Raw genomic sequence first — 14,013 nt, forward strand, 5'->3', positions numbered from 1 at the left:
AGAGGGTATCGAAAATAAGCAAGCTAAACAGGGTTCTGATTTTATCCGTTACTGTAGGCGCGGGCCATATGCGCACTGCCGAGGCGGTGAAGAAAGCGGCGCTGTCTGCTAATCCCGGAGCTGAAGTGGTAATACTTGACACTTTTCGCTATGCCAGCCCGTTCCTGGAAAGAGTAGTTCTGGGGACCTACATGGAAATGCTGAAAATGTCTCCGGTCATATATGGTTACCTGTACCGTCAGGCAGAGCATGGACGGCCCTTATCAGGCAGAGGGAAAACTGAATTTAACAGGATTTTGAACATTTTAGCCGCTCCCAGGCTGGTTAAATACATAGGTGACTTTAAGCCGGAAAGCATTATATGCACTCACCCTTTTCCTCTGGGAATTGTTTCTTACATGAAAAAGAAGGGTACTTTTAAAGGTCCTGTTTTTGGGGTGATAACTGATTATACTATCCACTCTTTCTGGATTTTTCCGGAAGTAGACTACTATATCGTTGGATCTGAAAAGCTGGTTGACCAGTGTGTCGATTACGGCATCGCTCCTCAACAGGTTTGCCCCACAGGCATTCCAATCAACCCGGAGTTCGGTGTCAGGTGCGATAAAAGAAAGTTGAAAGAGCAGCTGGGGCTTGACCCCGAACTGCCGGCCATACTGCTTATGGGCGGCGGTCTGGGCATGGGGCCGTTGGAATCTTCGCTTAAAACCCTTGGCGACAGCATGGATTACCAGTTAATCTGTGTAGCCGGTTCGAATAAAACGCTGCATGAAAAACTAAGCAGGGTGGCGCAATCCCTTTCATGCCTGGTCAAGGTTTATGGTTTCGTTGAAAATATACACCAGCTCATGGCTGCTTCCGATTTTATGGTTGGCAAAGCCGGGGGGCTGACCTGCGCCGAGGCAATGGCACAGGCGCTGCCGATATTCATCATCGACCCGCTGCCGGGTCAGGAAGAAAGAAACACAGAATTTATGACAGCCGCGGGCGCCGGAGTCAGAGTAGAAGAAAAGAACCTGACCGGTGTCATCCAGTCCTGCCTGGCCGAGCCGGATAAAATTAAAAAAATGGCTGAAGCCGCGGCTGCTCTGGGCAAGCCGGACGCCGCCCGCGACGCGGTAGATTTTATTGCTAGAGCGATTGAAAAAGCAAGAGCAGTTTGAGACGTGAGCCGTGAGACATGAGCCGTGAGATCCTGGTATTCCTATTGGGTCTTACTATGGTGTATACCGCTCTCGCGATGTTTAGGAATTAATGGAGCTTGCATACACAATAAAAATCGCAGTGATGTGAGAGTATGAGGCAATTAAAAAAGCTTAAGACTTGAGAGGAATGCCTGTATCCCACGTCCCACTTCCCACGACTCACATCCAAAATAAGAGGGTGTTGCCATGTTTGCTGGGATTAGCGAGGGTGATTTAATCTTAAGACTGGTTATGTCGGTAATTCTTGGAGGCTTTATCGGCCTGGAGCGGGAGAGGCTGCTTGTTGGTTACCGCACATATTCCGCCGGTTTCAGGACGCATATCCTGGTAGCTGTAGGCGCAGCCGTCTGTATGGTGGTTTCCGAGGGGCTTCATTATCAATTCAAGGGTGATGCGGCCCGTATAGCCGCTCAGGTAGTAAGCGGCATAGGTTTTCTGGGCGCCGGCGCGATCATGCGGGAAGGCCTGCTGATCCGCGGCCTGACTACAGCCGCCAGTTTGTGGGTCGTCGCCTCTGTTGGGCTGGCCTGCGGCGCCGGTTATTACCTCGCGGCAACACTGGGCACCCTGTTAGTCCTATTTACTCTCGTGCTTTTGGGGGCATTTGAGGATTTAATCCGCGGCAAAAGCAAATATGACCTTCTAAGTATAGTAGTTTCGGATCAAACTGAACAAGTAAAGGTAGTCAGGACTTATATCGAAGAGCGGCTGGGGATAGTCCAAAAAGTTGAAGTGAGCAAAATGATGGAGGCCGGCAAGGTGCTGCTTGAGGTTTATATCAAACCGTCGCCTGAGGCTAATATGATAGATATTTTGCATCATCTGACCACATTACCCGGAGTTTACAGGGTTGAACACAGGGCTTAGCCCCATTTTGCCCTTGTCAACAATTATCTTCTGTGATATACTTTACATGGTTTATGGCAAGGGAGATTTTGTTTTGTGTAAAGGAGTGGGTAACGCCCACTCTTTCGTCTTATCATGCGCCAAAGGTTTCTTTAAAACCACCTAAGTACTAAATCTTGTCCGGGAGGACGCGCTGTTGACTAAAATGAGAGTTGTAGAGATAGTTGAGAAATTAGTAAGCCCCTGCATCTCAGAATCCGGTATGGAGTTGGTGGATGTCGAGTTTGTAAAAGAGGGCGGCAACTGGTACCTGCGCGTGTTTTTAGATAAACCGGGAGGCATAGGCATTGAGGACTGCCGCCTGATTTCAGAAAAAATTGATAAATTGCTGGACGAAAAGGACCCCATCCCCCAATCATATTTTTTGGAAGTTTCTTCACCTGGGATGGAAAGGCCGTTAAAAAAACTATCTGACTTCGAGCGCTTTAAAGGTTCGCTTGCTGTGATCGGCACTTATGCGGCAGTAGAAGGCAAAAAGAATATTACAGGCAGGATCACATCTGTGCAGGGGGACAGCATAACTTTTGACGTGGCAGGAACTGAAATGACCATACCCTACAAGCAAGTAGCGTCCGCACGGTTGAAAGCGGAATTTTAATAGTTTCGGGGAGGAAAAATAATGAATGCCGAATTTTTGGAAGCCCTGAGGGATCTGGAAAAAGAAAAGGGCATTTCGGTCGACGTACTGCTGGAGGCTATTGAAGCAGCGTTATTATCAGCTTACAAGCGGAATTTTGGCTCGCTGCAAAATGCCCGTGTCCACATAGATCGTGAAACCGGGGATTTTAGGGTTTACACGCAGAGGGTTGTTAAGGAGCAAGTGGAAGACCAACGGCAGGAAATTACAGTTGAAGATGCGCAAAAAATTAATCCGAGTTATGAACCGGGTGACATTGTTGAAACAGAAGTTACGCCCAGGAATTTCGGACGGATTGCCGCTCAGACCGCTAAACAGGTGGTGGTCCAGCGTATCCGGGAAGCTGAGAGAAACATAATTTTTGAGGAGTTTGCCAACCGTGAGGGTGATATAGTCACAGGTGTTGTGCAGCGGCTGGAACAAAAGAACGTTTTTATAGAACTGGGAAAAACGGAAGCAATCCTTGCCCCTTCAGAACAAATGCCGGGTGAAGAATACCGGCAGGGAGGGCGCATCAAGGTTTATATCATAGAAGTCAGAAAAACCACCAAAGGCCCCCAGATCCTGGTTTCACGCACTCACCCGGGCTTACTGAAAAGGCTTTTTGAACTGGAAGTGCCCGAGCTGCTGGAAGGCATTGTGGAGCTTAAAGGTGTCGCCAGGGAAGCCGGCGCCCGTTCCAAGCTGGCGGTCTTCTCCAAGGATGACAATGTTGATCCTGTCGGAGCCTGTGTGGGGCCGAAGGGAATGAGGGTGCAGAATATTGTCAACGAGCTTAACGGTGAAAAAATAGACATTATAAAATGGAATCCCGATCCTTCCAAGTTTGTGGCAAGTTCGCTCAGCCCCGCTAAAGTTGTCGCTGTTGAAATATGGGAAGAAGAGAAAGTGGCTAGAGTTATTGTGCCAGATTACCAGCTATCCCTGGCTATCGGCAAAGAAGGACAGAATGCGCGCCTGGCTGCAAAATTAACCGGCTGGAAAATTGACATTAAGAGCGAATCTCAAATGAGAGAGATTTATCCTGATGAGTACGGTGTTCTCTTTGAGTCTGAATATGAATAGGGGGGATACGCCGGTGCCTAAGGTAAAAAAAATACCCCAGCGCATGTGTGTCGGATGCCAGGAGATGAAGCCCAAGAAGCAGCTGATCCGGGTTGTGCGTACACCTGAAGATAAAATAGAGATTGACCCCACTGGAAAGCGGTCCGGACGAGGCGCATATATCTGCCCGGAATTGGATTGCCTGGCTAAAGCGCTTAAAGGTAAACGCCTGGATAAAGCCCTGCAGCGTTCTATAGGGCAGGAATTAGTGGAAGATCTGAAAAAGGGGCTGGTAAAGTAATTGGTGAAATGCTCGGCCTGGATCTTTCCGGGCTTCAGAAAGGGGAGAGGTTAAAATTTGTGAGTCAAAATTATTTTGGAGGTGATTGAATGGTAAAAAAACGCGTACACGAGCTTGCCAAAGAACTTAACATAGAAAGTAAAGAAATAATCAGTAAACTGAGTCAGATGGGGATTTTAGTCAAATCTCATATGAGTACCCTGGAGGACAGCGAAATAGGGCAGTTGATGCAGATTTACCGGAATAAGGAGAAACCTGCGCCCAAGCCTGCCCGGGGCACCGCGGCTGAGCCAAAAACCCCCGCTGTTGCCGGCGAGAAGAAAGTTGAGAAGAAAAAAGAACCGGTCCAAAAGTCAGATAAGCCCCGGCCAAATGAACCCAAGAAAGAGACAGCCGGAGGCAGGACTGAGTATTTCCGCGGCCCGGGTCTGGTTGACCGGGTGCCGTCACGTCCCCCTGACAGGCGCTTTCAGGAGAAGCCAAAACAAACAGACAGGCCCAGGGGCCCGGTGAAAATGGACCAGCCTGCGGCGAGACCGGCAGCTGGTCCGCCTCAGGAGCGCGTGCATCCTGAACCACGCCCGGAACGTCCGGTGCAGGAAAGACCTCGTCAGGAAGCACCCCCAAGGGATATTTCCCGCCCGGAAAAGACACAATATGAACGCCCCCCGGTGCAGGCCAGACCTCAGTTTGACAGGCCTCAGCCGGAACAACAGCGTCCGGACCGCGGCCCGGCCAGGCCAATTGAACACAGGCAGCAGCCCGGCACAGGGCATGCCCGGCCTTATGGACAGAGACAGCAGCCTGCTGCGAGCCATCCCTCCCGGCCAATAGAACAAAGGCAGGGGCCTTCTCCGAGGACCGGCGGCGCTGCGGCAGGACCAAGGCCACAACAGGGCGAGAGAGGCGCACGCCCCGGCGGTGCACCCGGCATGAGGCCAAAACCTGTGGACCGCCCGCAGTATACTGGCGCAGGGGCTGGTTTCAAAGCAAGAGGCGATCAAGCCGTTATTCGTCCCCAACCTGTAGTCATTGATAAAGGCCGCGCTCCGGCAGACAAAACCAAAAGTACTGATAAAGTCAAACAGGCTAAGCCTGGTTTCAAAAAGCCTGAATCAAAAGGCCGCTTTGAAAAGCGCAGCGCTATCGCGGACCATGCGGAAGAAAGGCTTCGCGCTGTTGCTCACCGTAAAAAGGGAGCAGCCAAACCACAGGAGCAGGTTCAAAAACCAGCGAAACCTGTTGAGAAAAAGCCTATCGTGCTGGGAGAGTCAGTAACTGTCCAGGAGTTGGCGTTAAAAATTCATAAAAGCCCCGCGGAATTAATCAAGAAACTGATGACTCTTGGTGTGCTTGCTACCATTAACCAGGAGATTGACACGGATACAGCGTCAATATTGGCTGGTGAGTTTGGGTATGAAGTTGAAATAAAACTGCCGGTCGACATTGAGGCGCTGTTCATGCAGGAACCGGAAGATCCTCCTGAACTGCTGAAGCCCAGACCCAGTGTGGTTACCGTAATGGGCCATGTTGACCACGGCAAAACCTCACTGCTGGACGCCATCAGGGAGACCAACGTTATTGCTACCGAAGCGGGCGGGATTACCCAGCATATCGGAGCTTACCAGGTTGAACACAACGGCAAGAAAATTACTTTTATCGACACACCGGGCCATGAAGCTTTTACAGCCATGCGGGCACGCGGCGCCCAGGTAACCGACATCGCGATCCTGGTGGTGGCTGCCGATGACGGTGTAATGCCGCAGACCGTTGAAGCGATCAACCACGCTAAAGAAGCTGGTGTCCCCATCATTGTTGCCATTAACAAGATAGATAAGCCGGATGCCAACCCTGAGCGGGTCAAGCAGGAACTGACCGAACACGCGCTGGTGCCTGAGGAATGGGGCGGGGATACAATCTGTGTAAATGTTTCCGCCCTCAAAAAAGAAGGCCTAAAAGAGCTTCTTGAGATGATTTTACTTGTAGCCGAGGTGGGTGAACTAAAGGCCAATCCAAACCGGCCGGCAAGAGGAACTGTGATAGAGGCTGAGCTGGACAAAGGGCGCGGTCCCGTGGCAACCGTGCTTGTACAAAGCGGAACACTCAATATCGGCGATACGATCATAGCCGGACCGGCCTACGGGCGAGTCAGGGCGATGATGGATGACAAAGGCCGCCGGATTAAAAAAGCTGGCCCGTCTACACCGGTTGAAGTGCTTGGCTTTTCTGAAGTGCCCCATGCGGGAAATACATTTATCGTCACGGAAGATGAAAAGCTGGCCAGGAGTATTGCCTCCAGGAGGCAGACCAGAAAACGTGAGGAAGAATTAAAGAATACCACACGGGTATCCTTAGAGGACCTGTTTAAGCATATTCAGGAAGGTCAAATCAAAGAGTTGGGAATTATCGTCAAGGCTGATGTGCAGGGTTCTGTCGAAGCACTGCGTCAGGCCCTGGAAAGATTAAACACAGGTGAAGTAAAAGTTGACATAATTCACGGCGGCGTAGGCGCAATCAGCGAGACTGACGTTATGTTCGCATCAGCGTCAAATGCCATTATCATCGGCTTCAACGTGCGGCCTGATGTAAACGCCAGAAAAGCGGCTGAGAATGAGAAAGTAGACATCCGTCTTTACCGGGTCATCTACGATGCTATAGAAGATGTAAAAGCCGCCATGAGCGGTCTCTTAGATCCCGAATATCGCGAAGTAACACTGGGCCGGGCAGAAATCCGCAAGGTTTTCAAGGCTTCCCGGATTGGCACTATCGCAGGGTGCTATGTAGTTGAAGGAAAAATCGAAAGGGACGCCGGGGTAAGAGTGGTACGTGACGGTATCGTGATATTCGAAGGCAAACTTGATTCGCTTAAACGCTTTAAAGACGATGTCAAAGAAGTATTACAGGGTTACGAGTGCGGCCTGGCCCTGGAAAAATTCAATGAAATCCAAGAAGGCGATATTATCGAAGCCTTTAACATAGAGACTATTAAACGCCAGCTTTCCTGATGCCAGGCTGGTTAAAGCAGCCCGGCAGCAGGATAAAAGTTCGATTTTCAGTCGACACCAGCAAAATTAGCTGGGTTTTTGTACGAATGTATTCGCACTTACGAAAGGATCATAAATTTAAGATGTCCGACGTCTGACGTCCGGCGTCTGACGACTGATATGAGGTGCTCGGCATGTCTTACCGGCCTGAAAGGTTGGCAGAAGCAATTAAGAAAGAAATTTCGGAACTGCTAAGAGAAGAATTAAAAGATCCTAGAATAGGTTTTGTTACTATCACTGCTGTTGAAATTTCAAAAGATTTGCGTTATGCTAACATATTTGCCAGTGTGTTAGGTAATCCGTCAGATCAAAAGGCTACTATGGCAGCCCTGCAAAAAGCGCAAGGCTTTATCCGGGGTGAACTTGGCAAAAGAATCCGCCTGCGATACACGCCTGAGATAACTTTTAAACTGGACCGGTCCATAAGCCAGGGCTCAAGGTTAATTGCCCTGATGGAAGAGGTTAAGGGCAAAGGTGGATTATCTGATGAATAATCTGGCAGACATAGCTCTGGCTATAGATCGCGCGGATAGTGTTCTGATATGCGGGCATGTGCTGCCCGACGGAGACTCCCTGGGTTCAATGCTGGCTTTGGGACTGGCATTGGAGAAACTGGGTAAAAAGGTAACTATGGGCGGTGCTGACCGGGTACCGGCAATATACGGTTTTTTGCCGGGTGTGGACAGATACGTGGAAGGTGCGCCACCGGCGGGTGAATATGATACTTTCATTGTGCTTGATTGCTCGGTGCCGGAAAGACTTGGTAAAGGCTATCAAGAAATGTTGTCAAGCGGTGTGGTGGTTATCAACCTGGACCACCATGCCGGTTCAAAGTCTTTTGGCACTTACAGGTATATAGACCCTGCGGCTGCGGCAGTAGGTGAGATTATTTTCGACCTGTTTAATTTAATGAAGGTGGATATTTCTCTGGAGTCCGCCATATGTCTCTATACTGCTATTGTTACGGATACCGGCTCATTTCAATATGAAAACATGCAGCCTGATACACACCGGCGGGTGGCAGAATTGCTGGAGCTTGGTGTTCCGGCGGCCCAGATAAACCAGGAACTTTATGAAGAGAAACCGAAAGCGGTGCTTGACCTGCTGGGCTTGGCCCTGGGTACACTATCTTTAAGTCCGTGCGGTCGAGTGTGCTGGATGACCGTGACCCGTAAACTTCTCAACATTTCCGGAGCAGAGGATGAACATACTGAGGGTCTGGTTAATTATGCCAGGTCGATCAGGGGTGTTCAAGTAGGAATACTTTTTCGCGAAACTGAGGGCGGCGATTTTAAGATAAGCTTCAGATCAAAAGGAACCGTTGACGTAAACCGCCTGTCGGCAATGTTTGGCGGCGGCGGACACCCGCGTGCGTCAGGGTGTGTCATGAGCGGCAATTTGGCGGATATTCAGGAGAAAATAGTAAGTGCGGCGGTATTAGCGGCCGGGGGAATTAATAATTGAATGGATTTATTAATATACTAAAACCTCCCGGGATGACTTCGCATGACGTTGTCAATTTTGTTCGCCGGACCCTGAGCATAAAAAAAGCAGGTCATACCGGGACACTGGATCCCGGCGCCGCCGGTGCGCTGGTAGTTTGTCTGGGTGCGGCAACCAGGCTCGCGGGTTTTCTAATCGATGCGGATAAAGAATACCGGGTTGAAATGGTGTTTGGGCAAGCGACTGACACTGGTGACGCATTTGGTGAAATTATCAGTGAGGCGGACGCTTCACATTTAGATAGAGACGCAGTTTTGGCTGTTTTACCATTTTTCACGGGAAGCATAGAACAAGTACCTCCGATGACTTCCGCAATAAAACTGCACGGCAAAAAACTGTACCAGTTAGCCAGGCAAGGGCTTGTTGTGGAACGTCCGGCGAGGGCTGTAAGTATACATTCCCTAGAATATATCAGTGGAACCGGTTGGGGTACGCCCCGCCCGAGGGCGCTGCTGCACCTGTCCTGTTCCAAGGGTACTTATGTGCGGGCGCTTTGTACCGATATGGGCACTCGTTTAGGCTGCGGCGCTTATATGTCTTTTCTGGTAAGAACCCGTGCCGGGCCCTATTGTATCTCCGACGCACTAACGCTTGAAGAAATTGCAGTTTTAAACAATACAGGTAAACTGGCCGAAAAAGTCATTGCCATAGACAAAGCGCTGGACTTCCTGCCCGAGGTGCTTGTAAAAAGCGGGGCTGTTCAGGCGGTTAAGTCAGGAGCAAGACTGTATTTACCGGGAGTAGCCCAATTGCCCGGATCTCTATCCGCAGGCGACAAGGTTCGCCTGACCGGACCGGAAGGGTTTCTGGCAGTGGCAGAAACAGCTTTTGATCCTCAGGATAATGAGAGAATATTATTCAGGCCTGTTTGTGTATTGCCAAGGTGATTTAGGGGGTCTTTGTTAATGCAGATATACAGCCATTGGCATGATCTTAAATACAAACATAAAAAACTGGTTGTCGGTCTCGGCAATTTTGACGGTGTGCATGTAGGACATCAAAAACTGATCCTTGAACTTGTTAATCAGGCCAAAGAAATCAAGGGCACACCGGCTGTGTTCACTTTTCACCCTCATCCTCTGGCGGTGTTAAACCCGGAAAACTGCCCGCCCCAGCTCCTGTCTCAAAATGCCAAACAAAGATTAATAGCTAAAATGGGTGTACAGATACTTCTACAGGTGCCTTTCGACCTCAAGCTGGCGGGTGTGTCTCCTGAAAGCTTTGTTAAGAGCATACTGATTGAGGAACTGGACGTCAAAGGGATAGTGGTCGGCTATAACTATACATTTGGGCACCGCGGCCGCGGCACCCCTGCCCTGCTGGAAGAGCTTTCCACCATTTACGGCTATCAGCTTAAAGTTATACCCCCGGTTATGGTAGAGGGACAAGCGGTAAGCAGCACTTTGGTCAGGAACCTGCTGATTAAGGGAGAGGTGTCACAGGCGGCCAAGTACCTGGGGTACTATCCTTTTACGGAAGGTCAGGTGGTGGCGGGGAAAAGCCGCGGCGGAAGCATTCTTGGTTTCCCCACCGCCAATTTGGAACTGGACCATGGTATCCTGGTCCCCGCCAACGGGGTTTACGCGGCCAAGGTGTATTTAGATCAGGACACCTACCTGGGTGTTGCGAATATAGGAGTAAAACCTACCTTCCAGGACGAAAAAAGAAATATTGAAGTCCATTTGCTGGATTTTTGCCAGGATCTCTACGGGCAGAAAATTAAAGTCAGTTTTACCAGCCGGATCAGGGGTGAAAAGAGATTTGCCTCCGCCTCAGATTTAATGAAACAGATTGAGCGAGATATTCACAAGGTCAGGGCGGAATGGTCGAAGGCCAGGGAATAAAAAAGCATACGGCCCAATATATTTTTCTATAGGCAGCGTTTACACTGTTACCGGATTATGCTACAATTAACGCGTTAACAGTCCCGAATAACCATAAAGGAGACGTTAACATGGGTATTCCTAAATTCGACTTTCCAGAAGAGCAGGTCAAAAAGTGGCTGAATCAGATCGCTTTTATCTGCCTTAGTGAAGAGTTTCAGTCTCTGAAGAAAGAGCTTGAGACTATCTATCTTGAGTCGAATGTTGAGAATGTCAGGTTGACGGCCTTTCAGGACGCTCTTTACGCTTTCCTCAACCAGGACGATGACGAAAGAGCGAATAAGCTCCATGCCTATTAGGTATTAAGTTCTAATGAAGGTGATTATCACCGAACATGCCCGTAAACGTTTGCGGGATTTAAGGCAGGAAAAGATCACGGTAACCGATATAGTCAACGCTGCCAGCGGGTTGCCTGGACGAATACCGACAGCCACTCGTTTTCGAGGTTTCTTTTCCAAGTCAGGAAGAGTTTTTGATTTGGTTGCCAAAGATATACCAGGCGGTCGTCTGGTAATAACTATAATCGGAAAATAAATTTCCGGTGAACTGCAGGCTAGGGAACATGTTCTCCAGCGGTTTGCTTGGCCTGCGGCGATTTTGAATAAAGGAGGTGAGCGGCATGGCCTTGACCACAGAACAGAAACAGGTGGTTATTTCCAAGTACAAACTTCACGAAAATGACACCGGTTCCCCTGAAGTTCAGGTTGCCATATTAACAGAGAGGATTAACACCCTCACTGAACACCTGAAGCTTCACAAAGGAGACCACCATTCACGCCGGGGTTTGCTGAAGATGGTTGGTCAAAGGAGGGCACTGCTTAATTATTTGCGAGATCGTCATTTTGACAGGTATCGTTCTATAATTGAAAAGCTTGGATTGAGAAAATAATACTTGAAGAAAGCGGGTTTTACCCGCTTCTTTGTTATGTATTGTAATGTATTTTTTATTTTAGAAGAAGGAGATAATATTAGGAATAACGAATTAATATAAGTTTTTTAAATTTTACCAAAAACAACAGGGGGATAGCCTTTAAATGTTGGAGAATCAGGTTTTAAAAAGAGAGATTATGGTTGGCGGCCGCCCAATGATCCTTGAAACGGGAAGGCTGGCCAAACAATCCGGTGGAGCGGTTTTTGTCCGTTATGGAGAAACAACGGTTCTGGTGACTGCCACGATGGCCGGCTATATCAGGGCTGGGATAGACTTTTTCCCTTTAACAGTTGACTATGAGGAAAGGTTTTATGCTGTAGGAAAAATACCCGGCGGTTTTATCAAAAGGGAAGGCCGGCCCAGTGAAAAAGCAATTCTTTCCGGCCGGCTGATAGACAGGCCTATACGGCCACTTTTTCCGAAAGAGATGCGCAATGAGGTTCAGGTAATCGCCACGGTCATGTCTGTGGACCAGGACCACGCACCGGAAATTGCAGCTATGGTAGGCGCGTCGGCAGCTTTGCATATTTCAGAAATACCTTTGAAATACCCAATCGGCGGCGTGATCGTAGGCCGCGTGGACGGGGAGTTAGTAATTAACCCTGTCTTGTCTCAAGCTGAAAAGAGCGACATGCACCTTGTGGTTGCCGGGACCAAGGAAGCTGTAATGATGGTTGAGGCCGGGGCGCGCGAAGTATCCGAAAGTGTGATGCTGGATGCCATCCAGTATGGGCACGGAGTGGTTAAGGAGATAGTTGATTTCATTGAAAGGTACCGGGAAGAGGCGCTGGAATTGGGCCTGGCCAAGGAAAAGATAACTCCGGAGATTGCGGAGCCCGCCCAGGAACTGGAGCAGGCTGTGACAGAAGCGGCCACAGAAAAACTCGACCAGGCGCTGCGTCAATGTGTCAGCGATAAGTATTCCAAAAAACAGAGAGAGTCTTACCTGGAAGAAATAAAGACTGAACTGGTGCAGCAGTTTCTTGAAGAAAACCCTGATGAAGAGGCTGCTATCAAGAAAACAGTTGAAGCGGTGGAAAAGAAGCTGGTAAGACGCATGATCGCGGTGGAGGGACTACGTATAGACGGCCGCTCACTGAGAGAAGTACGCCCCATATCAGTTGAAGTTGGCGTGCTGCCGCGCCCGCATGGCTCCGGCCTTTTTACCCGGGGGCAAACCCAAATTCTATCTGTGGTAACCCTGGGGACGATTTCAGAGGAGCAAATACTTGACGGCCTGGGTGTTGAGGAATCGAAGCGTTTTATGCACCATTACAACTTCCCGCCTTTCAGCGTAGGTGAAACCAGGCCGCTGCGTTCGGCGGGACGGCGTGAAATCGGCCACGGCGCTCTGGCGGAAAGGGCCCTGTCGCCGGTGATTCCACTGGAGGAAGAATTCCCCTACACGATCAGGATTGTCTCAGAAGCTCTGGAGTCCAACGGATCGACCTCGATGGGGAGCGTCTGCGGCAGCTGCCTGGCCCTAATGGACGCGGGTGTGCCGATCAGCGCGCCGGTGTCAGGGGTGGCCATGGGACTGATCTCGGAGGAAGATAAATTCACGGTTTTGACAGATATTCAAGGTTATGAGGACCATCTGGGAGACATGGACTTTAAGGTCGCAGGTACCGCCAAAGGAATTACCGCGCTCCAAATGGATATAAAGATCCCGGGAATCACCCAGGAGGTGTTTGAGCAGGCGCTGGCCCAGGCCCATGAAGGCAGAATGCATATTCTTGGCAAGATGCTCGATGTGATCGCCGCGCCGCGGCCGGAACTGTCCCCGAATGCTCCAAGAATTATCCATACCACCATTGATCCGGATAAAATCAGGGATGTCATAGGACCGGGCGGCAAAATAATTAAGAAGATAGTGGAAGAAACAGGGGCGGATATAGACATAGAAGATGACGGCAGAGTATTTATCGCCGCTGTTGATCAGGAAAAAGGGAAGAAAGCGCTGCAGATCATCGAGGTGCTGACCAAAGAAGTGCAGGCCGGAGAGATATACAACGGCAAGGTTACCAGAGTAACCGATTTCGGCTGTTTTGTGGAGATTATACCTGGCGTGCTTGGACTGCAGGGCAAAGAAGGCCTGGTGCACATATCACAGCTTGAGCACCACCGGGTCAATAAAGTTGAAGATGTTGTCAAGGAAGGCGATATGATTCTGGTCAAGGTTATTGGCTATGATAATCAAGGCCGCCTGAAGCTTTCCAAGAAGGACGTGGCGCCGCCGCCTGAAGGGCAGGCCTCCAGAGAAGACCGCCCGCGGACGCCCAGGCGCAGGGATTTTGCGCGTAACTAAGAAGATCGTACTTAAAAAACCTCACGCCAGAGGTTTTTTTATTTCCAAAATAAAATCACTCCCTCCCGCATAATTATTCTTTATATTCAATTAAAAAGCCCAGCGGTAAAATGTCAAGCACCATTTTCGAGAAAACTGGAAAATATTTTGTCCTGGGAAAGCAAAAAAGGCAATAAAAAACTGATCCCAGATACTCAACTGGTAATAACTGGGCAACCAAGAAGGCGGTCACTTATAGGAGGCGATCAACC

At 49.6% G+C, this 14,013-nt stretch carries 14 protein-coding genes; all 14 read left to right on the top strand.

The window, feature by feature from the left end; all coding sequences use genetic code 11:
• Positions 1-68: 68 nt before the first annotated feature.
• The gene (locus tag Pmgp_RS12880; RefSeq protein ID WP_134214393.1) at positions 69-1,163 is read left to right on the top strand and encodes an MGDG synthase family glycosyltransferase; all 1,095 of its coding nucleotides are present in this window, start codon (positions 69-71) and stop codon (positions 1,161-1,163) included.
• 228 nt (positions 1,164-1,391) lie between these two features.
• Complete coding sequence (locus Pmgp_RS12885; RefSeq protein WP_134214394.1) at positions 1,392-2,072, top strand: MgtC/SapB family protein; 681 nt, start codon at positions 1,392-1,394, stop codon at positions 2,070-2,072.
• 184 nt (positions 2,073-2,256) lie between these two features.
• Positions 2,257-2,709, top strand: a complete 453-nt coding sequence (gene rimP / locus Pmgp_RS12890) for a ribosome maturation factor RimP (RefSeq protein WP_134214407.1) — start codon at positions 2,257-2,259, stop codon at positions 2,707-2,709.
• Positions 2,710-2,730: 21 nt separating this feature from the next.
• Positions 2,731-3,813 carry a transcription termination factor NusA gene (gene nusA, locus Pmgp_RS12895; protein WP_134214395.1) on the top strand — a complete coding sequence of 361 codons (1,083 nt, stop codon included), beginning with the start codon at positions 2,731-2,733 and terminating at the stop codon, positions 3,811-3,813.
• A gap of 13 nt (positions 3,814-3,826) precedes the next feature.
• Complete coding sequence (rnpM, locus tag Pmgp_RS12900; RefSeq protein ID WP_134214396.1) at positions 3,827-4,093, top strand: RNase P modulator RnpM; 267 nt, start codon at positions 3,827-3,829, stop codon at positions 4,091-4,093.
• A gap of 89 nt (positions 4,094-4,182) precedes the next feature.
• Positions 4,183-7,098: a translation initiation factor IF-2 gene (infB, locus tag Pmgp_RS12905; protein ID WP_134214397.1), complete on the top strand. Its 2,916-nt coding sequence runs from the start codon at positions 4,183-4,185 to the stop codon at positions 7,096-7,098.
• A gap of 173 nt (positions 7,099-7,271) precedes the next feature.
• Positions 7,272-7,631: a 30S ribosome-binding factor RbfA gene (rbfA, locus tag Pmgp_RS12910; protein ID WP_134214398.1), complete on the top strand. Its 360-nt coding sequence runs from the start codon at positions 7,272-7,274 to the stop codon at positions 7,629-7,631.
• Positions 7,624-8,601, top strand: a complete 978-nt coding sequence (locus tag Pmgp_RS12915; RefSeq protein ID WP_134214399.1) for a DHH family phosphoesterase — start codon at positions 7,624-7,626, stop codon at positions 8,599-8,601. Before rbfA ends, Pmgp_RS12915 begins: the two co-directional genes overlap by 8 nt.
• Positions 8,598-9,527 (top strand): tRNA pseudouridine(55) synthase TruB, encoded by a 930-nt coding sequence (gene truB, locus Pmgp_RS12920; RefSeq protein ID WP_134214400.1) that lies wholly within the window; start codon positions 8,598-8,600, stop codon positions 9,525-9,527. The genes Pmgp_RS12915 and truB overlap by 4 nt, the downstream gene beginning before the upstream one ends.
• An 18-nt stretch (positions 9,528-9,545) precedes the next feature.
• Complete coding sequence (locus Pmgp_RS12925) at positions 9,546-10,484, top strand: bifunctional riboflavin kinase/FAD synthetase (RefSeq protein WP_134214401.1); 939 nt, start codon at positions 9,546-9,548, stop codon at positions 10,482-10,484.
• A gap of 110 nt (positions 10,485-10,594) precedes the next feature.
• Positions 10,595-10,822, top strand: coding sequence for a hypothetical protein (locus tag Pmgp_RS12930; protein ID WP_134214402.1), 228 nt, complete (start codon positions 10,595-10,597; stop codon positions 10,820-10,822).
• Between the two features lie 13 nt (positions 10,823-10,835).
• Positions 10,836-11,057, top strand: coding sequence for a hypothetical protein (locus Pmgp_RS12935; protein ID WP_134214403.1), 222 nt, complete (start codon positions 10,836-10,838; stop codon positions 11,055-11,057).
• A gap of 85 nt (positions 11,058-11,142) precedes the next feature.
• Entirely contained in the window at positions 11,143-11,412 is a 270-nt protein-coding gene (rpsO, locus tag Pmgp_RS12940) for a 30S ribosomal protein S15 (RefSeq protein WP_134214404.1), read from the top strand.
• 145 nt (positions 11,413-11,557) lie between these two features.
• Positions 11,558-13,762: a polyribonucleotide nucleotidyltransferase gene (locus tag Pmgp_RS12945; RefSeq protein ID WP_134214405.1), complete on the top strand. Its 2,205-nt coding sequence runs from the start codon at positions 11,558-11,560 to the stop codon at positions 13,760-13,762.
• Positions 13,763-14,013: the final 251 nt, after the last annotated feature.

The organism is Pelotomaculum propionicicum, assembly GCF_004369225.1.
In the GTDB taxonomy this organism is placed as follows: Bacteria; Bacillota; Desulfotomaculia; order Desulfotomaculales; family Pelotomaculaceae; genus Pelotomaculum_B; species Pelotomaculum_B propionicicum.

Bases quoted from the DNA above. Each gene is read 5' to 3' on its own strand.
- Pmgp_RS12880 (WP_134214393.1), top strand. From the start codon at position 69: ATGCGCACTGCCGAGGCGGTGAAGAAAGCGGCGCTGTCTGCTAATCCC.
- Pmgp_RS12885 (WP_134214394.1), top strand. From the start codon at position 1,392: ATGTTTGCTGGGATTAGCGAGGGTGATTTAATCTTAAGACTGGTTATG.
- rimP (WP_134214407.1), top strand. From the start codon at position 2,257: ATGAGAGTTGTAGAGATAGTTGAGAAATTAGTAAGCCCCTGCATCTCA.
- nusA (WP_134214395.1), top strand. From the start codon at position 2,731: ATGAATGCCGAATTTTTGGAAGCCCTGAGGGATCTGGAAAAAGAAAAG.
- infB (WP_134214397.1), top strand. From the start codon at position 4,183: ATGGTAAAAAAACGCGTACACGAGCTTGCCAAAGAACTTAACATAGAA.
- rbfA (WP_134214398.1), top strand. From the start codon at position 7,272: ATGTCTTACCGGCCTGAAAGGTTGGCAGAAGCAATTAAGAAAGAAATT.
- Pmgp_RS12915 (WP_134214399.1), top strand. From the start codon at position 7,624: ATGAATAATCTGGCAGACATAGCTCTGGCTATAGATCGCGCGGATAGT.
- Pmgp_RS12925 (WP_134214401.1), top strand. From the start codon at position 9,546: ATGCAGATATACAGCCATTGGCATGATCTTAAATACAAACATAAAAAA.
- Pmgp_RS12930 (WP_134214402.1), top strand. From the start codon at position 10,595: ATGGGTATTCCTAAATTCGACTTTCCAGAAGAGCAGGTCAAAAAGTGG.
- Pmgp_RS12935 (WP_134214403.1), top strand. From the start codon at position 10,836: ATGAAGGTGATTATCACCGAACATGCCCGTAAACGTTTGCGGGATTTA.
- rpsO (WP_134214404.1), top strand. From the start codon at position 11,143: ATGGCCTTGACCACAGAACAGAAACAGGTGGTTATTTCCAAGTACAAA.
- Pmgp_RS12945 (WP_134214405.1), top strand. From the start codon at position 11,558: ATGTTGGAGAATCAGGTTTTAAAAAGAGAGATTATGGTTGGCGGCCGC.